At 69.7% G+C, this 20,437-nt stretch carries 9 protein-coding genes and 3 CRISPR repeat arrays; of the genes, 3 read left to right on the top strand and 6 right to left on the bottom strand.

Translation table 11 applies throughout. The features are described from left to right. The first annotated feature begins 49 nt into the window (after window positions 1-49). A CRISPR array of direct repeats spans window positions 50-1,057; the repeat unit is 28 nt; unit sequence GTGTTCCCCGCGTACGCGGGGGTGATCC. A gap of 645 nt (window positions 1,058-1,702) precedes the next feature. Then, window positions 1,703-3,571: a CRISPR direct-repeat array (repeat unit 28 nt; unit sequence CTCTTCCCCGCGCACGCGGGGGTGATCC). Between the two features lie 53 nt (window positions 3,572-3,624). Genes EF879_RS05370 through EF879_RS27505 form a run of 3 tightly spaced genes read right to left on the bottom strand, consistent with a single transcriptional unit; the run spans window position 3,625 to window position 6,808 of the window. After that, window positions 3,625-6,039, bottom strand: a complete 2,415-nt coding sequence (locus EF879_RS05370) for a tetratricopeptide repeat protein (protein WP_199736160.1) — start codon at window positions 6,037-6,039, stop codon at window positions 3,625-3,627. Window positions 6,040-6,063: 24 nt separating this feature from the next. Continuing rightward, entirely contained in the window at window positions 6,064-6,675 is a 612-nt protein-coding gene (locus EF879_RS05375) for a DUF6879 family protein (RefSeq protein WP_123555461.1), read from the bottom strand. Further along, window positions 6,668-6,808, bottom strand: coding sequence for a hypothetical protein (locus EF879_RS27505; RefSeq protein ID WP_199736161.1), 141 nt, complete (start codon window positions 6,806-6,808; stop codon window positions 6,668-6,670). Before EF879_RS27505 ends, EF879_RS05375 begins: the two co-directional genes overlap by 8 nt. Before the next feature lie 217 nt (window positions 6,809-7,025). Here EF879_RS27505 and EF879_RS05385 point away from each other — a divergent pair, with 217 nt between their 5' ends. After that, window positions 7,026-7,388: a hypothetical protein gene (locus EF879_RS05385; RefSeq protein WP_123555463.1), complete on the top strand. Its 363-nt coding sequence runs from the start codon at window positions 7,026-7,028 to the stop codon at window positions 7,386-7,388. 326 nt (window positions 7,389-7,714) lie between these two features. Then, window positions 7,715-8,171: a CRISPR direct-repeat array (repeat unit 29 nt; unit sequence GTGCTCCCCGCGCACGCGGGGGTGATCCC). A gap of 58 nt (window positions 8,172-8,229) precedes the next feature. On the opposite strand, the gene EF879_RS05390 is transcribed toward EF879_RS05385, so the two are convergent. From EF879_RS05390 to EF879_RS05400, 3 genes are all read right to left on the bottom strand, one after another. After that, window positions 8,230-9,627 carry a CBS domain-containing protein gene (locus EF879_RS05390; RefSeq protein ID WP_158624114.1) on the bottom strand — a complete coding sequence of 466 codons (1,398 nt, stop codon included), beginning with the start codon at window positions 9,625-9,627 and terminating at the stop codon, window positions 8,230-8,232. 330 nt (window positions 9,628-9,957) lie between these two features. Then, window positions 9,958-10,872 carry an AAA family ATPase gene (locus EF879_RS05395; protein WP_158624115.1) on the bottom strand — a complete coding sequence of 305 codons (915 nt, stop codon included), beginning with the start codon at window positions 10,870-10,872 and terminating at the stop codon, window positions 9,958-9,960. Window positions 10,873-10,973: 101 nt separating this feature from the next. Beyond that, the gene (locus tag EF879_RS05400) at window positions 10,974-11,285 is read right to left on the bottom strand and encodes an AAA family ATPase (protein ID WP_123555469.1); all 312 of its coding nucleotides are present in this window, start codon (window positions 11,283-11,285) and stop codon (window positions 10,974-10,976) included. A gap of 182 nt (window positions 11,286-11,467) precedes the next feature. Here EF879_RS05400 and EF879_RS05405 point away from each other — a divergent pair, with 182 nt between their 5' ends. Further along, complete coding sequence (locus EF879_RS05405) at window positions 11,468-17,959, top strand: DEAD/DEAH box helicase (protein ID WP_123555471.1); 6,492 nt, start codon at window positions 11,468-11,470, stop codon at window positions 17,957-17,959. Then, the gene (locus tag EF879_RS05410) at window positions 17,959-20,202 is read left to right on the top strand and encodes a UvrD-helicase domain-containing protein (protein ID WP_123555473.1); all 2,244 of its coding nucleotides are present in this window, start codon (window positions 17,959-17,961) and stop codon (window positions 20,200-20,202) included. Before EF879_RS05405 ends, EF879_RS05410 begins: the two co-directional genes overlap by 1 nt. The last annotated feature ends 235 nt before the right edge of the window (window positions 20,203-20,437 follow it).

The raw sequence follows: 20,437 nt of genomic DNA on the forward strand, positions 1-20,437 counted from the left end.
TACGCGGGGGTGATCCCTGCTGTACGACGGCATTGCCGGCGAGGACCTCGTGTTCCCCGCGTACGCGGGGGTGATCCTCCAGGACGGGCTCGTGTGGCGGCCGACGTGGAGTGTTCCCCGCGTACGCGGGGGTGATCCCCGGTCGGGGCGCCGCCCTGGAAGACAGCGTGTGTGTTCCCCGCGTACGCGGGGGTGATCCATCGTGCGCAACGGTTTGCGTTGTCGGGTCGAGTGTTCCCCGCGTACGCGGGGGTGATCCCGTCAAGCCGGACAAGTCCAAGTCCGGTGACAAGTGTTCCCCGCGTACGCGGGGGTGATCCCCGCTGCCGGAGTGCTCGCCACAGGATCGGAGGGTGTTCCCCGCGTACGCGGGGGTGATCCAGCGTCTGCCGATCCAGTGACAGACCCGTCCTGGGTGTTCCCCGCGTACGCGGGGGTGATCCCGCCTTCGCCAGCGCGGACACGGCTGGCATCCGCGTGTTCCCCGCGTACGCGGGGGTGATCCCGTACCGGTGGACCAGGGCTAGGACCCGCATCAGGTGTTCCCCGCGTACGCGGGGGTGATCCCTGGTCGCCGGTGGCGCGCTCGCCGAGGCTGACGTGTTCCCCGCGTACGCGGGGGTGATCCCGGCTCCAGGTCGGCGTCGGCGATGATTTGGCGGTGTTCCCCGCGTACGCGGGGGTGATCCCGCACACGGTCGATCTGCTCGGGGGTGAGTTCGGTGTTCCCCGCGTACGCGGGGGTGATCCTCGCACCTTGGCTGTCAACCCCCGGGAAGGAGGGTGTTCCCCGCGTACGCGGGGGTGATCCCCCGCACCGGATCCCGCCGTGGGATGCGGTCGCGTGTTCCCCGCGTACGCGGGGGTGATCCCGGCAAGGGAGCGATCCTCGAGGCCCGGGCGCTGTGTTCCCCGCGTACGCGGGGGTGATCCCGGCGGTGGATTGGGCTCCTGAGTCGGGCTATAGTGCTCCCCGCGTACGCGGGGGGTGATCCATTCCCCTGTGTAGTTATCCTGCTGACAACCGGAGTGCTCCCCGCGTACGCGCGGGTGATCCGCGCTCGGCCTGGGCGATGTCGCCCCGCTCGATGTGTTCCCCGCGCATCCCGTCGTTCGGGCGGGGACGGTGAGGTTCACCGCCTGTTTCCGGCGTACGCGGGGGTGTCCCTGCGGGCACGATGGTTGTGCCTAGCGCGACCGTCTTGTCCGCCCCGTCGAGGTCATCTCCCTCAAGGGCGGCGGCTATCGGTTACGCGTCCGCGACCTTGGTCGCGTCTCCGGCGGCCAGCATCACCGACTGACCGCAAGCAACGGTCCAAGAGAAGGGGGTCACGATTCGCCCGACGCTGAGGAGTCACAGTTCAGCCGTCGCCGACAGCTGGGGGATGTCATCTAGCGCTGAGCATGTTGGTGTGGATCCACGGTCAGCGGTATTGCCGTGATTGTGCTGTGCTGTATCGGGTTGGCGGTGTTTTTCGTGCTGTCATCGTGCGGTAGCCGTCGCGTCCGCTGCGTGCGCGATTACGGTTCTGTCTCCTTGTAGGGGTTGTGGCTTACCATGGCGCGGGCATGTGTCTGGCGGGGCAGGTCTCGGTGATGTCGGCTCCGCTTCGGTCTTCATGGGACGGTGGGGGGTGTGATCTTGGGACGGCAAGTGAATGAAATCTCGCTAGTTGATCTTTAGTGCCGCAGGTCAAAAAGTCTCTTCCCCGCGCACGCGGGGGTGATCCACGGCGGGGACAACAAGCGACTCTTCGAGAGCCACTCTTCCCCGCGCACGCGGGGGTGATCCCTTGACCATCATCGATGATGCGATCAGGAACATCTCTTCCCCGCGCACGCGGGGGTGATCCCTTTGTCCCCGAGGTGTGGGCGGCCGAATTGCTCTCTTCCCCGCGCACGCGGGGGTGATCCCTCGTCGGCAACGCTGGTCTCGCCGCGCTGGATCTCTTCCCCGCGCACGCGGGGGTGATCCCCCCGGTGAGGTTCCGCAGACGTGCCCAGTAGCCTCTTCCCCGCGCACGCGGGGGTGATCCCGCCGAGGTCGCCTTGATGTCGCTGATCGACGGCCTCTTCCCCGCGCACGCGGGGGTGATCCCCTGACATCGACGGGGTCGGACGGTACGATGGCCTCTTCCCCGCGCACGCGGGGGTGATCCGTCGAGGCGAATTTCGTCGGTACGGTCGGTCACCCTCTTCCCCGCGCACGCGGGGGTGATCCGGTAGGTCACACCATCACACGACGGCACCTACGCTCTTCCCCGCGCACGCGGGGGTGATCCCTCCCACACCACCAACCTTCGCGACGATCTGGACTCTTCCCCGCGCACGCGGGGGTGATCCCCAGGTCACAGCCGCGCGCCCGGACGGGTCGTCCTCTTCCCCGCGCACGCGGGGGTGATCCCTGCGGTAGCAGGGTTCCGATCAGCTCGGTGAGCTCTTCCCCGCGCACGCGGGGGTGATCCCACAATCCCTGGGTGGCGCAGCCGGTGGAGAAGCTCTTCCCCGCGCACGCGGGGGTGATCCCCTCGGGGGCGGCAGCAGCCCCGCCGCACCACCCTCTTCCCCGCGCACGCGGGGGTGATCCTTCGGGGTCCACGCGCTCCTCCGACGTCGTAGCCTCTTCCCCGCGCACGCGGGGGTGATCCCGTGCGGACCTGTTCCGCCACATGCTCTCGCTCCTCTTCCCCGCGCACGCGGGGGTGATCCCGGCGCCACGCCGAACATGGTCATTTCGTTCGACTCTTCCCCGCGCACGCGGGGGTGATCCCAGCGGCGGGGCGCCGTCGGTCGGCGCCAGGCACTCTTCCCCGCGCACGCGGGGGTGATCCCACCCGCACGCCATCGAGTGCGCCAGCATCGAGCCTCTTCCCCGCGCACGCGGGGGTGATCCCCGGTGTTGTCGGCGGGGCCGCCGACGCGTCGGCTCTTCCCCGCGCACGCGGGGGTGATCCCGTCGAGGTGCTCGACCATGTGCCGGCCGCCGACTCTTCCCCGCGCACGCGGGGGTGATCCCGATGGGCAGCCTCGACGAGGAGACTATCGGGGCCTCTTCCCCGCGCACGCGGGGGTGATCCCACGGGGCGCGGATCACAAGTTGACAGGGGGCGCCTCTTCCCCGCGCACGCGGGGGTGATCCCCCGAAGCTGACCAGCAACGCGATCACGGCGGTCCTCTTCCCCGCGCACGCGGGGGTGATCCCATTCAGCACGGAAAGTGACATGAGCATGATCAGCTCTTCCCCGCGCACGCGGGGGTGATCCCCCGTGGCCGCGCCGCCGCGGAGCGCGGCGATTCTCTTCCCCGCGCACGCGGGGGTGATCCCGCCCGCAGCGCACGCCGGACGGCAGCCAGGTCCTCTTCCCCGCGCACGCGGGGGTGATCCCTCGCCGAACTTCGTCTCGGGTGACTCGGCGTGCCTCTTCCCCGCGCACGCGGGGGTGATCCCGATCTGGTGGCCCGGCTCGCGGGCACGACCCGCTCTTCCCCGCGCACGCGGGGGTGATCCCGCGAACGGCAGCGACGCGCAGCCAAGGAAGCACCTGTTCCCCGCGTATGCGGGGGTGATCCCGAAACCCCGGCTCCGGTCTCGCACATTCGGGAAAGATCTCGACGCTAGTCGATTTAGATGTCCCCGAGGTGGTCGAGTTCGGGGCCGATCCGTTCGCACAGTGCGACGGCGCGGGCGTCGGGGAACTGGCTCGCCAGGGTGTGTGCCTCCACCAGGTGCGGAATCGCCTCTGCTGGCCGACCCGCCTGGGTCAGGGCGGTCGCCAGATGCACCAGGGTGAGCGCCAACTGCCAGGCGTCGTCGAGTTGGCGATGGATGGTTGCCGCTAGGACGTGAAACCTGATCGCCTCCTCGGGCTGGCCGAGATCGACGTACGCCTCGCCGGCCCCGTCGAGCGCCATCGCCTCCCGGCTCCGGTCGCCGACCTGCCGTTGCAGCGTCGCGGCCGTGTGTACGGCCTCCAGTGCCGCCGCCGGCTCTCCCATCGCCCGCAGCACCCGTGCCTGCTCCACCAGCCAGTGTGCCCGCCACACCGGGTTGCCGGCGTCCCGGGCGATGGTCAGCGCTGCTTCGATCGATTCGCGGGCCTCGGCCATCCGCCCTGACTCGCGCCAGGTCATGCTCAGGAAGAAGAGCGAGTTGCCCTCCTGCCCACGGTCGCCGATCTCCCGCTGGATGGCGAGCGCGCGGTGGAGCAGGTCGGCGGCTTCCGGCAGGCGAGCCAGCTCATAGCAGGTTTCGCCGAGGTTGCAGAGAAGCAGCGCCTTCCATCGGCGGTTGCCAATCTCTTCGAAGATCGTCAGTGCCTGGTGAAAGTGCCGCAGCGAGTCGTCGAGCCGACGATGTCGTAGGCCGAGCAGTCCGAGCGCGTTGGCCGAGACGGCCTCGCCGAACCGGTCGCCGAGCTGTCGCCGGATCTCCAGCGCCGCCCGGTGGTGCTCGGCTGCCTCCGACAACCGCCGGGCCTGGAAAGCCGCCTTGCCAAGACTCTCCAGCAGCTCCGCCTCGGCGTACCGGTCGGACAGGGCGCGGGCAGCCGTGAGGCCGAGCTGCGCTGTCGTCTGCCAGTCGTCGAAGGCGTTGCGGTGCATGAAGACGCTGCGTAGCACCGCGGCGAGCTGCCAGGTGGTGCGATGCAGTCCGGCCCGTGCGGCGGCTCGCGTGGCAGCGACCAGGTTGTCCCGTTCGGCGTCGTACCAGGCGTCGGCCTCCGCACCGCTGGCGAAGCTCAGGGGTACGACATCGGCGGGCGGCTCCAGCTCGATGCGTCGGTCGAACGGCAGCGTCTTTGCCAGGGCGGCGTCGGCGGTCAGCAGATACCAGTCGAGAATGCGTCGCAGTACCTTCTGTCGCTGCTCCTCGGGTTCCAGGGCGCGTGCCTGGTCGAGCGCGTAGGCCCGGAGCAGATCGTGAAGCTGGTACCGGTCCGGTGCGCGGTGCTCCAGCAGGTGGGCGCCGACGAGCGCGTCGAGGAGCTGCCGTATCCGTGGCCGGGGTACGCCGGCCAGCGCCGCTGCCGCCGCCGCGCTGAACTCCGGGCCGGGATGCAGCCCCAGCAGCCGGAACACGCGTGCCGTCTCCTCGGCGAGGGCTCGGTACGACCAGGCGAACACCGTGCGTACCGCGTCGGCTTCGTCGTCGTCCCCGGTGCTCAGCGCGTCCCAGAGCGCCGACTCGTCACGTAGGTCTTGGATCAGCTCATCGAGCGGCATCAACGGTCGGCTCGCCGCCCGCTCGGCGGCGATCCGGAGCGCGAGCGGGAGCCGGGCGCAGAGCCGCGCGAGCTCGGCCACCTCGTGGGGGTCGTCGTCGGCCCGGTAGGGGGAGATGATGCGGTCGAGCAGGGCGATCGCGTCGTCCTCGGGCAGCATGTCCAGGGTGAGCCGGCGCCCACCGTCACGGGCGACGAGCCCGGAGAGCCGGCTCCGGCTCGTGACGATGACCAGGCAGGCACCGGTGCCGGGCAGGAGCGGACGCACCTGGCTGACCGTTGCGGCATTGTCCAGGACCACCAGCATCCGACGGTCAGCCAGGCGGGATCGGTAGAGCGCCGCCCTGTCCTCCGAATCGGCGGGGATTGCCGCCGCCGGGACGCCGAGAGCCCGGAGGAAGCGGTCGAGCACCTGTTCCGGCGTCGCCGGTTGTCCGGGGTCGTACCCCCTGAGGTTCACGTAGAGCTGGCCGTCGGGAAAGTGCTGCCGGACCCGGTGTGCCCAGCGCAGCGCGAGCGACGTCTTGCCGACCCCGGCGGTGCCGGTGATGACCGTCAGGGTGATGGTCTGGCCGTCACCCTGATCGGTGGCGAGCAGGCTGTCGAGGAACGTCAACTCCTGGTGTCGGTTGACGAAGCCTCGTACGTCGCCCGGAAGTTGCCGGGGTGGTGGCTCGGCGGATGGCGCCCCACCGCCGTGAAAGTGCACCCCACCGTGTACGTCCCGGGCCTGCACCAGATCGGCCGGTCCGGACAACTCGGAGTAGTTGACGTGCGAGTGGGACTCCCGGCGCTCGTCGGCTCCTCCGCCGATCACTGGCTCCCACCCCCGATCATCGACTTAGTGCCCGCCCGGCGGCGCGACCGTGGCGACTTCCCGCGCGAAGAACGCGTCAAGTGGCTCGCCGGTCCGGTACAGGTTCTCGATGAGGGTCTGGCAATGAACGATGAGATCCCGGTCGGTCCAGCGGTTGGCCGCCGCCAGCACGCCGTCGGCGTCGTAGATCGCCTCGTACATCACCGCCGTGCCGAGCGTGTAAATCTCCGGCAGCGGCTCGGTCGTCTCGTATGGGGCAACTCGTTCCGGCCCGACGACCCTGGTGAGCCCGCCGTACTTGTGGCGTAGCCGCAGCACGTGCAGTTCCCATTGCAGATAGGGCGTCATCGGCTTCTCGACCACCCGGACCCGTCGGGTGCGAAATCCACGCGCGGCGATCCTGCGGTAGTAGTCAGCGAAGCTCTCCCGCTGCTCGTCGAGCACGCGCAGCGCTCCGGCCCAGTCGCCGTCGGCGAACGCCTTCCAGCTCGCGTTGTCGGGCTCCTGGAAAATCTGTTGCCTTTCCAGCTTCCAGAATCCTGGCGCCGTCGTCTGCCAGAAGTTCTTTTCGAAGTCCGGCCAGTATTCAGCCAGGGAAAGCCGTTCGCCAGCGATCCCCTGGAAGAGATCATGCATCCGGGATATCCGCCTTCGCCGCCAGGATCGTCGACCGGGGAATGACGACCAGTCGCTCGCCGGGGTCGATCGACACTCCCTCCGGGAGTCTGGACTGGTAGGCCGTGGTGAGGTCCTGCCCAATCACCGCCACGTCATCGTTGTCGAGTCCCAGATGTCGGGGCAGCTGCCATCGCCGGAGGTGTTGGCGAGTTCGTGCGGGGACTTTCCCCAGCGGCGGACGAGCGCCGCCGATGGATCAGCTTCCCACCTCGAGTGACTCATGGTCGATCTCCCGTGACTGTCTGAGCGGGTTTGACACAGAGTAACATCGAGATTCCTGGATTGTGCTGGGGTAACGGTGCACCGTCGTGGGCATCGACGAGGAGGTCGTCCCCATGGCAGATCTGATCATGATTGCCGCCGTCCCGACGCTGGTGGCGTGGGCGGCGACATCCCTCGCCGAGCCTGCTCAGAACGCGCTGTCCTCGCTGGTCACGCTCTTGCGAGATCGATTCCGACATGACGACGTCGCGCGGGCCATCATCGAAGCGCGTGACGGCGCGGTGGCGAATTCTTGTCTATGGCTCGGTCACACGTACGCCGACTCGCCGCCGCGCCCACCCTCCCGGCCGCCCTTGGCGCCCTCGGCCTCTGACCGGGGCTTGAGTGGGAGGTCTGTCGTGCGCTTCGACATCTCGATGGCTCGGTTGTCGGATGCGTCATCCTGCTGACCGGTATGAGCTGCCTTGAACTCGATAGACTCGGTGGATTCTTCGAGGACCGTGATGATTGTTCCTGATGGGGGTGCGGCTTTGTGGATAGTGCGGCTCCGGTTCGGTCGCTCGCCATCGCCCGCCCATTGACGTGAGGGTCTGGGGTCACGTGGTTGCCGACCTGCCCCAGAGTGGTCGTCCCCTTGCGCTTGCACAGGTACGCCTGCCAGGGTGGACCCGGAAGTCACCGTATCGGTCCTCATACGACAGTGAAAGATGTGATCTTGGGGTATCAAGTGAAGGAAACTCGGCGAGTTGATCTTTAGCGCCGCAGGTCAAGAAGTGTGCTCCCCGCGCACGCGGGGGTGATCCCTGCCGCCGCCGACAAATCCGGGCAGTCGTCGGGTGCTCCCCGCGCACGCGGGGGTGATCCCCCGAAGGTGCGGCGTCGCTTGGCGCTTGACGCCGTGCTCCCCGCGCACGCGGGGGTGATCCCGCGAATGTGCTTTTACCAACCCCGGGGGCGGAGTGCTCCCCGCGCACGCGGGGGTGATCCCCACAGGGGCCCGCGGCTCATCGCGCCACCGCCGTGCTCCCCGCGCACGCGGGGGTGATCCCCGGTCGGCGATCCTCGACCAGATCGAGGCGATGTGCTCCCCGCGCACGCGGGGGTGATCCCCAATCCAGTCGCGAGCGTCGCTCGTTCCTCGCGTGCTCCCCGCGCACGCGGGGGTGATCCGCAGGCGGACCACCGGCCGGCGTCGAGGTAGCCCTCTTCCCCGCGTACGCGGGGGTGATTTCCGGCTTGGTTTTCGATCCGGCCTCGGCGAGCGATGTCGACCTGGGCGGGTGGCTGGATTTACTTGTTGAAAGTTCGGATCAGGTCGAGGAAAAGGCGCAGCTTGTCAACGTCGGCTGGCTTTACCGGGTCGGGATTGAAGTGCATCACGCCGTTGCGCACCCTGCGCAGATGGTCGAGGCGGCTGATGAATATCTTGCGGTCCACCGGCCAGCCGAGCTGCGCCCAGCACTTGGGATTGTCCAGGACGGCCTGGTAGTTGCCCATGGTCATGGTCTCGAACGAGCGGAACGTCTGCCCGGCGGCGTCACACGCTTCGCGGACGGTGTCGGCGTCGAAGGTGCCCTGAATCAGCCGGCGCAGCTCCTGGTCGACCTCGCCGATCAGCAGGAACGGGGTTGCCGTCTCGTCGTACTTGTCGACCACGTCGGCGGCGGTGATGATGCCGGTGATCTTGCGGTCGAAGTCGCGGACGAAGATGAAGCCCTCCCGGCGGATGGTGTCCAGTACCCGGAGCAGGCGTACGTCGTAGTCGAAGACCTGGGCCGGCACGATGGTGTCCCGCAGCGTCGCTCGCGGATCCGCGTGCTGGGCCTGCGCGATCGACTTCCAGCTCACCGCCCCGTGCAGCGTGTACGGGTTGGGCAGGACCGCGAGCTGGGAGAAATCGTTCAGCCGCATGATCGTGATGGCCTCCTGCAGGGAGGCGGTCGGCGGGATGGACACCAGGGTGTCCTCGCCAGAGAGCAGGTTGCCGAGGGTCAGCCCGATTTCGGCGTCGCTCTCCTCGGTCAGGTCTGCCTGGAGTGATCCGGAGTCGTCGGAGATCGGGCTGCCCGGCTGACTCTGCTCGGCGGGCTCCGGCGGGGTGACGAGCCGGACTGTCCGGTCGAGGCTGACGGCGCGGAAATCGGGCACCGTGGTGAGGCCATGGTTTGCGAGATCGGCGTCGATCTGCCGGATGACCTCCCGGTCGCGGTCCTCGAACCCCCACCAGCCCAGGAGTTGACGCACCGTCAACGCCTCGGGCTCACCTGACTTGGCCTTTTCCCGTGCCGCCTCGAGCCTTGCGAGCCGGTCCCGGGCCGCCGCCGAGTCCGCCGGGTCTCGGCTTTCCGCGTCCGATGTCGCCGTCTCGGCGGCGACCATGGCCAGGAGCTGTCGACGCAGCTCGTGCAGGGTGGGGCCGTTGCGGCCGACCCGCCAGGCCTCCCAGCCCGGCACCGTGCCCAGACCGCTCGCCGCGCTGGCTGCCGCCGACGGGGTGGCGAACTCCCGACCGTCCGGAAGCCGAAGCCGACCCGGCGAGACCACCGTCGACCGGTGGGGCGTCATCCCGAGCCGCTGCTCGAAGAACAGCTCCTGGCCGTCGGTGAGTAGCCCGGCGTCCAGCAGGTCGGAGATGCGGACCCGGCGTCCGTTGATCAGAACTTCGCGACGCGTCCGAGGTGAGGACATGCGGAGGTCTCTCCAGGGGGTGGGCACGGTGGAAGGCATGGAATGCTACTGACCGAAGTGGATCGACTGCAAGGACGCTACGACAGGCGCGTGGACGAGCGGCGAGGCGGCCGTCGGCCACGGAGGTCAGGCCTTCGCCACCTTCTCGAGGAACACCATCCAACTCGCGCTCTTTGCGAACCACGGGGTGACAGCAGCTTCATCGCCACGATGTGTCGCGCGATTTCCACGCTGTCGGCCTCGCTGTACGGCTTGAAGGCTGACGGCTTGACCCCCGGCGGGCGCACCGCCCTCTTCAATGCCTCCTTGGCATTCCGGATCTTGCCAACATCACGGCCAGCGTAGTCGTCGGGTAGGCGCCAGGAAGGCCGTACCGCCTTCACCGCCTGCGGGAAGAGAAACCACCAGGTCTCGGTCTCCCACGCTGGTACGACGGCGTGGACGGGCCATGGGAGCGACGAGTAGCGATGCTTGATCTTCCGCGATCTCCCCGTGCAGCTCTGCCTCCATCTGCCGGACAAGCTCGGGCTCGATGGCGGGAATGCGGGAGGCGGCGTCCTCACCGCGTTCACAGACGATCGGCTCGGCAGGCCGCAGCCGGTTGACCAGCGGAGGGGAATGGGTGGCGATCAGGAACTGCGTACGCTCCGACGCTTCTCGCAGCAGTTCCACCAGTCGGTCGAGTACGTGTGGGTGCAGCCCGTGGTCGATTTCCTCGATGCAGGTCAGGCGCGGTGGCGCGGGATCGTAGAGCAGGGCGAGGAGAGCGAGCGCCCGGATCGAGCCGTAGGACGCCTCCTGTAGCGTCGTCGAGCCGGGGAGACCACGTTCGATCAGGGTGAGCACCGTCCCCTCACCGGCTCCGCCGATCGTCTCGAAGTCCAGGTCCTCCAGCCCGGGGATGAACCTTCGGGCGTCCGCCACCAGGGCGGCGAATCGGTCGGGGTGATGGTTCGCCACGTAGGCGAGAAAGGCTGCCAGGTTGGCGGCGTTGTTGTCGAACCGTGGGCTCAGCGGCTGCGTGGACGGGCGGCGGGCGGCGGCCACGTCGACGTCGAAGACCCGGAAGCTGGCGAACAGGTTTGCCAGCGCCTCCACCTGCTCGCCGCCGTCTTCAGGGCTCAACTTCGGCAACGTGGACAGCCCGAGGGAGCCCTCCCGCAGGCTCGCACTGCTTTCCTTGCCGTCGACGTCAAAGATGATCTTGCTGCCCTTGATCTCGATCCGGCGACCCGGACCGGCCACTCGTTCGAACAGGAACGACTCCGCGCGCCTCAGGACAGGACTCCGCGGGCGAGAACTTCGTGCGCCCCGCCCAACCCCGGAAAGCGGCCCGGGTGAGAACGTCAACGAGTAGCTGTCCGTCGTCCGGGCGCTGCTGTGTCTCGTGCTGCGGCCTCGACTTCGATGCCGATCCTGTCGTCGTCGGCGCCCCGGAACAGGACACGATCGAACCCGCCCCGGCGGTCGAGTGCCGGCGCCAGGTCCTCCCGGATGGCGTCGCCCAGGAAGGCGATGACGTCGAGCAGGCTGGACTTCCCGGCGCCGTTCGGGCCGACCAGAACGTTGAGCGCGCCCAGCCGTACCTCCGCGTCGCGGAGGCTCCGGAAATTGCTCACCTTGAGCCTGAGCAGGTACGGCGGACGTTTGACGGCCACGCTGGGAGCCTACTGGGTCCAGGCGTGCTCCGGGCGGCCAACGCCGCCGCGGCCGACTGGCCCGTCGCGATCGCGGCTGGCGCACCGCAACCGACCTGTGGGGGTTTGCGCGTCTCAGTAGACAGATTCACGACAGATTGCGTGTTGATCGCGCGGAGTAGCATGCCTGCGGTGAGTTGCTCATGAGGCCGACGATCGCCGCCGACACCCTTCGCCGAACGCTCACCCAGTATCTGACCACCACATTTGGGCTGACGGACGAACCGGTACGGCGTGGGCTGGAGGCGTTTTTCACCCACCCTGAGCAGGGCATCTTTCGGGGGCCGTACCTGCGGATCCGCACGCCGTTCCGGCCCGCTCCCGACACCTGGCGCTCCACTCTGGACTGGGCACCGGCTGACCTCGAACCCTGGCTTCACCAGGCGAAAGCGTTCGCCCGGCTCTCCACTGTGGGCAAGGCGGCCGAGCCGACCCTGATCACCACCGGCACCGGGTCCGGCAAGACGGAAGCGTTCCTGATCCCGATCCTCGACCATTGCCGGCGGGCCCGGCTGCGGCACGGGCCGGGTATCAAGGCGATCTTGCTCTACCCGATGAACGCGCTTGCCGCCGACCAGACCAAGCGGATCGACGAACTCCTCACCAACAATGCCGAATTGCACCAGGTCACCGCCGGTCTCTACATCGGCGACGTGGCCGCGGTCGAGTATCCCCGGGTGCTGACCAAGCGCTCAGAAATGCGCCGAAATCCGCCCGACATTCTGATCACGAACTACAAGATGCTCGACCTGCTCCTCCAGCGTGTCGACGACCTGCCGCTGTGGGAGGGGGCCGCTCCGGCGTACGTCGTACTCGACGAGTTCCACACCTACGACGGCGCGCAGGGCACCGACGTGGCGATCCTGCTGCGCCGCCTCGCCGCCGCCCTCAACCTCGACACGCCCGAACGCCCACTCGGGCCGATCTGTCCGGTCGCCACCTCGGCCACCCTCGGCTCCGGCGGCGGCCGGGACAGCGGTACCGCGATCCGCGAGGTCGCCGAGCAGGTCTTCGGGGTGCCGTTTCCGCCCGACTCGCTCATCGAGGAGGAGCGGTACGAGCCGGCCGAGTTCATCTCCCGGCAGGACTACGAGCTGCCCCTGCCCGATCCGGAGGTCCTGGCCGCCGTCGACGCGCGGGATCCGGCCGAGGCGAACGACCGGCTCGCCGAACTCCTGCTCGGCCAGATCCCGCCCGACCGGGGCCGGCTCGGTGAGCTGCTCCGCACACATCCGCTGACCAAGGCGCTGCTCGACGCGCTCGGCCCGGCACCGCGCACCTTCGAGGAGGTCATCGAGGTCCTGCCCCGCAAGAACGCCATCGGCTGGGGCAGCGCGATGAAGACCCGACCCGAGATCACCGCGCGGGCCCTGGCCCGGTTCGTCGGCCTGCTCGCCGCCGCGGCGAACCCGGAGCATCCCCGCCGGCCGCTGCTCAACATCGAAACCCACCTGTGGGTGCGGTCGGTCTCCCGGTTGTTGCGCGGTGTCGGTTCGGAGGTCACCTTCGCCTGGTACGGCGAGCCGGAGCGGGAGGCTGACCCGTTCGCGCCGGAGGCTGACCGGGTGGTGGCGGACCGTAACCATCCGCTGCTGCCCGCCATCTACTGCCGGCACTGCGGGCGCTCCGGTTGGGCGGCGTTCTCACCCGAGCGGGACCCGCACGAGCTGGAGACCGATCCGGACCGGATCTATTCGGCCTCGGTCGGCCGGGACAAGCGCCGGGTCCGGTCCTTCATCGCGGTCACCGCCGACGAGATCCAGCACCGTGACCGGGGCCTGCTGGTCCTGGAACACGGTCGCCGGGTCCGCCCGTTCGACCCGGCGACCGACCGGGCCGGCCGGCTCGGCGACGAGTCCGTGGTCGTCCTCGGTGACCTGACCAGCGTCGACGCCGCCGAAAAGGACCGCTGCCCCTCCTGCGGCCTCGACCACGGTATCCGCTACCTCGGTGCCGGCCTGGCCACCCTCGCCTCGGTCGCGATCACCCAGCTCTTCACCGGCGGCGAACTCGGCCCCGGCGAACGCAAGACCCTGCTCTTCAACGACTCGGTGCAGGACGCCGCCCACCGGGCCGGGTTCGTCGCCAACCGGTCGTACGCGTTCTCGCTGCGGACGCTGCTGGCCCAACAGCTTCGTCCCGGGGTGCCGGTCGGGCTGGACGAGCTGATCGTCGAGATGATCGCTGCGGCCGTCGAGCCGGAGATCCTTTCCACCGTCGTCCCGCCCGACCTGCACGACCAACCCGGGGTCGACAGCTTGCTCGCCGGGGAGAACACCGGTGACCGGAGAACCTGGACGCTGGTGGGCGAGCGGCTCGCCTTCGCCACCATCCTGGAGACCGGGCTGCGCGCCCGGCAGGGCCGGACCCTGGAGCTGACCCGTACCGTCGCGGTCGAGGTCGGCCTCGACGACCCGGCCGGCGCGGCGGCGCTGTGCCGGGACGTCCACCTGACCGGGCCCGGCGCTGGCGGCGGGCCGCTGCCCGACGACGCCCGCTACCGCGCCTTCCTGCGCGGGCTGCTGGAACGGCTGCGCGCCCGGGGGGCGATCTACCACGAGTGGCTGGTCCCGTACCTGCGACGCGGCGGCACCCGCTGGCAGATCTGGGGCGGACGCCCGGCGGGGATGCCGGCGTTTCCGCACGGGCTCTCCGGGCCGGCGTTCCTGCTGGCCCGTCCGAAGGCGCGATCGGAGTTCGACGCGATCGGCACCAAGGGCAACTGGTACCAGGACTGGACCAGCCGATGCCTCGGGCTCGACCCACCGGCCGCCAGCCACTACCTCGATCGGCTGCTCCCGGCGCTGGCCGCGGCCGGGATCGTCGCGGTCGGGGACACCGAGGACGGCAACCGGGTGTATGGGCTGCTCCCCGGCCACCTGCGGGTGACCCGGCTCGACGACGCCGCCGCGATCGAGGCCGGGATCGGCTGCGACACCTGCCACTGGCAGCAGACCGAGCATCCCGACCGGATCGTCGACTGGGTGGGCCAGCCGTGTCCGCAGTGCCGCTGCGGCGGCCGGCTGCGGCCGGTCCGCGACGAGAGCGCCCCGGATGACTACTACCGGCGGCTCTACCTGGACAGCCCGGTGTTCCGGGTGGTCACCGGCGAGCACACCGGCATGCTCACCCGGGCCCAGCGGGAAACCGTCGAACAGCGCTTCCGGGCCGGTGAGCGGTACACCGACCCGAACGTCCTCTCCTGCACCCCGACCCTGGAGATGGGGATCGACATCGGCGACCTCTCGGCGGTGGTGCTCGCCTCGCTGCCGTCCGGGCCGGCCAACTACGTACAACGGGCCGGCCGGGCCGGCCGCCGGAGCGGGAACGCCCTGGTGCTCACAATGGTCGGCCGTACCGAGCGGGACCGCTACTACCTGACCGACCCGACGAACATGATCGCCGGGCAGATTGTCCCGCCCGGCTGCTTCCTCTCCGCCGTGGAGATTCTGCGCCGGCAGTACCTCGCGCACCTGATCGATCTCGCCGCTCGGGGGCGGCTCCCCGGGGTCCTGCCGCTGCCCCGCCGCGCCCACCGGCTCTTCGGGTCCGGCGGGTGGCTCACCACCCTCGCCGAGGCCGGGCAGCGGGACGCCGCGCGGCTCGTCGGAAGGTTCCTCGCACTCTTCGGCGACAAGGTCTCCCGCCCCGCCGCCGAGCAGCTACGTCAGTTCGCCGACGCCGGCCTCATCGACCGGGTCAAGCGGGCCGGGGCCGACTGGGAGGCCCGCCGGGACGACCTGCTGCGCCGGCTCGCCGGGATCGAGGCCGTCGCCGCCACGCTGGTCACCAGCGATCCCGACCAGGCCCGCGAGCAGCGGATGCTGAGGTCGGAGGCGCGTGAGGTCCGCAAGCTCCTGCACCGCCTCGCCGGCGCCGCCGCCCACGGCACCCTGGTCGAACTCGGTCTGCTGCCCAACTACGCGCTGATCGACCACCGCACCATGCTGGAGGCCACCCTCACCTGGGAGGACAAGCTGCCGGACGGCAACCGCCGCTTCCACACCGAGCTGCGCGATTACGACCGCCCGGCGCGGCCGGCGCTGGTCGAACTCGCCCCCGGCAACATCTACTACGTCCGGGGCTACCAGCACGAGATCTCCGGACTGGACCTTGGTCCGGTAAACCGGCCGGCGTACGAGCGGTGGCGGATCTGTGCCCGGTGCGGCTACGCCCGTACCCACCTGGCCCAGGAGGACACCCGACCCTGCCCCCGCTGCGAGGATCCCGGGCTGGCCGACCAGAGCCGGGTCTTCACCGTCCTCCGCCCGACCCGGGTCTTCAGCCGGGACCGGCGCGACGACGCGCGGATCCGGGACGACAGCGACGACCGGCAACGCCGCTTCTACGTCACCCCGGCCACGGTCGACATCGACCCGGACCGGATCGACTCCTCCTGGCGCCACACCACGGAGACCTTCGGCGTCGACTACACCCGGGACGCCATCGTCCGGCACTACAACCTCGGGGCGCGGCGCTACGACCGGGCCACCGAGTACTTCGGTGGTCAGGAGGTGCGGCTCAACCCGTTCCACACCTGCGACTCCTGCGGCGGGACGACCATCGACGGGCAGCCCACCCCGAGCCAGGAGGTCGCGGCGCTCCTGTCGGGGTCGGCGGTGAGTAGGGAGGCCGAGCACCACCGGCCCTGGTGCCCGCACCGCCGGTCGCCCGGCACCGCCCGGCACGTGCCGATCATTCTCGCGCACGAGCTGCGTACCGAGGCGCTGCGGATTCTCATCCCGGCGGTCACCGCTCTGGTCCGGGAACGCGTGGTGTCGTTCGCCGCCGCCATCCGACTCGGCATCGCCGCCGAGTACGGCGGCGACCCGGCGCACATCCAGAAGCTCGAAGCCACCATGCCGGACCGCACCAGCCCGGCGACCCGCAACTACGTCGTCGTCTACGACACCCAGCCGCAGGGCACCGGCTACCTGCACCGGCTCGCCGACCCCGAACAGTTCCGCCGGATCCTCCAACGGGCCCGGCAGATCATCGGCACCTGCGTCTGTCAGCACGAGGGCCGGGTCGCCTGCCACCGCTGCCTGCTGCGGTACGCCCGCGACCACGAGTACGCGCTGATGAGCCGGGCCGAGGCGCTCGGCATGCTGAGCCGGCTCCTCGACACCTGGGCGGTGAGCTCCGGCATCCGTACCGACGACATCTCGCTGATCCAGCAGGTGGAGAGCGAGCTTGAGGCACGGTTTCTCACCAAGCTGCTGACCTGGGCCGGCCAGCCCGACTCGGGCGTACGCGTCGAGAAACGGACCGACCACGACGGCGCCCGCCTGCGCGACCTGTGGATCACCGCGCCGAACGGTGTCGATGTCACGCACTGGCAGATGAAGCTCCAGAACACCATCCGGGGAACCCGACCGGACGTGCACTTCCGGCGCCTGGACGCACCGGCACCGGACGTCGTCGTCTACCTCGACGGCTTCAAGTACCACGCGTCCGCGGCGCACAATCGGCTCGCCGACGACGCGGAGAAGCGCAACAGGCTCCGCGCCCACGACTTCTACGTCTTCGGCCTCACCTGGGACGACGTCGACGGCTGGCGGACCGGTGCCGAGGGTGCCGACGGTGGTGCTGCCGCCGGCTGGGAGCCCTACGGCGGGCTGGCGAAGCAGCGGGCCCGCGACCACTACCGGAAGACGGCCCCAGAGTCCGACCCCGGCGAACTGGAGCGGTACGTCTGGACCAATCCGGTCGAGCTGCTGTTGCGCTTCCTCGCCGAGCCGGACCCGGACCTGTGGCGGCGGCGAACGGAGGCGGCCCTCGCCGGTCTGTTGGGCCAGGCCACGGAGAGGCCGACCCGGGCCGACTCCAGCGGTATCGGTGAGCGCATCCTCGCCTCGCTGCGCGGCGCGCCGTTGCCGCCACCCGCACCGGGCCGGATCAGCCTGGTCCGGGCGGTCGACGCCGATGACTGCCCGGTGACCCTGATCGTTGACGGACGCGATGGGGTGCCGGTCTGGTCGGCGCTGGCGATCATCGATGACCGGCCGGAAACCGTCGGAGCCGCGAGCGAGGACGCCCAGCAGCGACACCGCCGCCGCTGGGCGGCATGGTTGCGCTGGGGGAATCTCCTCCAGTTCCTCGCCGCCGGCGGCGGCGACGGTGCGCAGTTGACATTTTCCGCACTGGATGGCTTTGACCCGATGTCGATGGCGGTGTGCGAGGGTACCGGGCTACGGCTGGCCCATCGGCCGACGCCGATCGATCCCGAGACCGCCGCCTGGCTCGGTCGCTCTCCGGAGCCGGCGCCGCCACCGGCGGAGGAGACCATCGACGTCGACCACTCGTGGCGGGAGGTACTCCAGTACATTGATCGCGACGAGTCGGCGCTGGAGGCGTTGGTGCGGACCCTGATCCGGCGAGGGTTGCCCGCGCCGGTCGTCGGCTACGAACTTGGTGACCAGGGCTGGCCAGCCGAGCTGGCCTGGCCCGAGCAGCGGATCGCGGTGGTGCTGTCCGGCGCCCCTGACGATCCCGAGATCATCGGTCGGGACACGGCGTACGCCGCCGCCGGCTGGCGTGCCCGGACCGCCCAGGAGTGGTCGGCGGACGAGTTGATCGACCAGCTCGCACCGCCACCCGGTGCCGCACAGCCAACGGGGGGAGATCGTCGGTGATGGCCAAGGCCGTGACACTGCGCATGCTGGACCGGGCTGACCGGGAGGTCATGAAACTCCCTCGGGCGGACATCGGCGCCGTCTACGAGTTCATGCACAAGTTCCGGCGCAACCCGCACAATCCGGGGCTACGGCTCAAGCAGCTCAGCGGCGACGCCCGCCTCTGGTCAGCCCGCGTCAACCAGGACTACCGCGCGCTGCTGCTGCACATCGCCGACCAGGATTACCTGCTCGTCGCGATCCGGCACCGCAAAGAGGTCTACGACAACCTTGATCGCTACGCGTACCGGATCAACCGGGTGACCGGCGGCATCGAGGTGATCGACTTGGCCCCGGTCGGAGACAGCATCGTCGGCCGGGTGGTGCCGCCGGCCGCGCCGGCCGCCTTGTCGCCGGAGTCGCCGGTGCCGCCGGCCGGGCCGGTCACGGCGCCGCCGACGTCGCCGACGTCGCCGACGCCGCTCTTCGCGGCGTTCAGCGACGCCCAACTCGTCGAGTTGGGTGTCGCTGAACCATTGTTGCCACAGATCCGAGAGCTGGCCAGTGAGACCGCGCTGCTGGAGCTGGTCGACCGGGCCCCTCAGCTCACCGCCGACGTGCTGTTGTCGCTCTACGACGGCCGGTCCTACGACGAGGTGCTGACCCACGTCACCGAGCCGGTACGCGAAACGAAGCCGGTCGACCTCGACGACTACCGGGCCGCTGTCAGCCGCCCGGCCACCCAGGTCTCCTCGGACGACGAGGCGTTGCGGGCGATGCTCGCCGAGTCCTTCGCCCGGTGGCAGATCTTCCTGCACCCCGCCCAGCGCGCGCTGGTCGAGAAGTCGTACCAGGGGCCCGCCCGGGTCGGGGGTGGACCCGGCACCGGAAAAACGATCGTCGCCCTGCACCGGGTGGCCCACCTGGTCCGGAAGCTGCCTCCCGGTACGGACAAGCCGATCCTGCTGACCACCTTCAACCGCAACCTCGCGGCGGATCTACGGACCCGACTGATCGCCCTCGGCGGGCAGGAACTGGTCGCCCGGGTCGACATCGTCAACATCGACCGGCTGGCCAGCCGGGTTGTCGCCGAGGCCAAGGCCGGGGTGGGCAAGCGCATCGTCGACGACAACAGGGCGCCCGAGCTGTGGCAGGACTTTCTGCTGGAGATCGGCGAGACGGAGTGGGACGCGGAGTTCCTCGCCGCCGAATGGACCCAGGTGATCCTCGGCCAGGTGCTGAGCTCCCGATCCGACTACTTCAGGGCCCGGCGCCCCGGCCGGGGCCGTGCCCTCAGCCGGGCCCAGCGGGACCAGGTGTGGCAGCTCACCGAGCGGTTCACCAAGTGGCTGGACGACCAGGGCAAGTGGACCTGGCGCCAGGTGGCGGAACGCGCGGCCCGGCTGGAGATGGACCGGGCGGCCCGCAACGAAGGCCTGCCGCCGGAGGATTCGGGCGGGTTCCTGCGGCACCGCTACCGGCACATCGTGGTCGACGAGGCACAGGACCTCAGCGCCGCCCACTGGAAGATGCTGCGCGCCATGGTCGCGCCCGGCCCGGACGACCTGTTCCTGGTTGGCGACACCCACCAGCGGATCTACGACAACCACGTGACGCTGGGCAGCCTCGGCATCCACATCCGCGGACGATCCGCCCGTCTGACGCTGAGCTACCGCACCACCCGGCAGATCCTGGCCGCCGCGTTGGAAATCATGAGCGGCGAGACGTATGACGATCTCGACGGGGGAGCGGAGGACCTCGCCGGCTATCGGTCGCTGTTGTCGGGGGAGCGACCGACCTTCCGGGGCGCTTCCTCGTGGCGGGACGAACGGGAGCTGATCGTCGAACAGGTGGCGGCGTGGGGCAATCCGACCGACGGCTCGGTGGCGATCGCGGTACCGACCCGGGAGATGGTGGGCGAGGTCGTTGCCCGGCTCGATGCGGCCGGAATTCCGGCGGTGGAGATCGGTCCGGACGGGCCGAGCCGGACCGACGGCGTGCACGTCGGTACGATGCACCGCTTCAAGGGCCTGGAGTATCAGCGGATCATCATCGCCGGGGTCAGCGACGGCCTGGTGCCCGCACAGTCGATCGACCGCTATCGGCACACTGACCCCAAGCGCTACCAGCGGGAACGCCAACGGTATCGCTCGCTGCTCTTCGTCGCCGCCACCCGCGCCCGGGACAGCCTGGCGGTTTTCTGGAACGGTAGGCCCAGCCCGTTTCTTGCCGAGCGGTTGGTGAACCCGGTCGCGGATCGGTGACCCGCCCGGGCGGCTCGGCGGCGGCCTCCGTACGCGCTGCCCGCGATCATCGTCCACCGATCGTGATCTCGACACCTGTCGGTGTCGCGGTGGCCGTCCGCGCAGGTCGGTCGCTCCAACGTGGGACGTCCGTACTCTTGGGATCGACGCAGCGTAACGCTAGAATGCTGGCAATTGCGACCAACACCCCTCTATCGCCCCAGCCGCTGGCAACCGGGACTCCGCACACGCTCCA

Source organism: Micromonospora sp. HM5-17, from assembly GCF_003762835.1.
Taxonomy (GTDB): Bacteria; Actinomycetota; Actinomycetes; order Mycobacteriales; family Micromonosporaceae; genus Plantactinospora.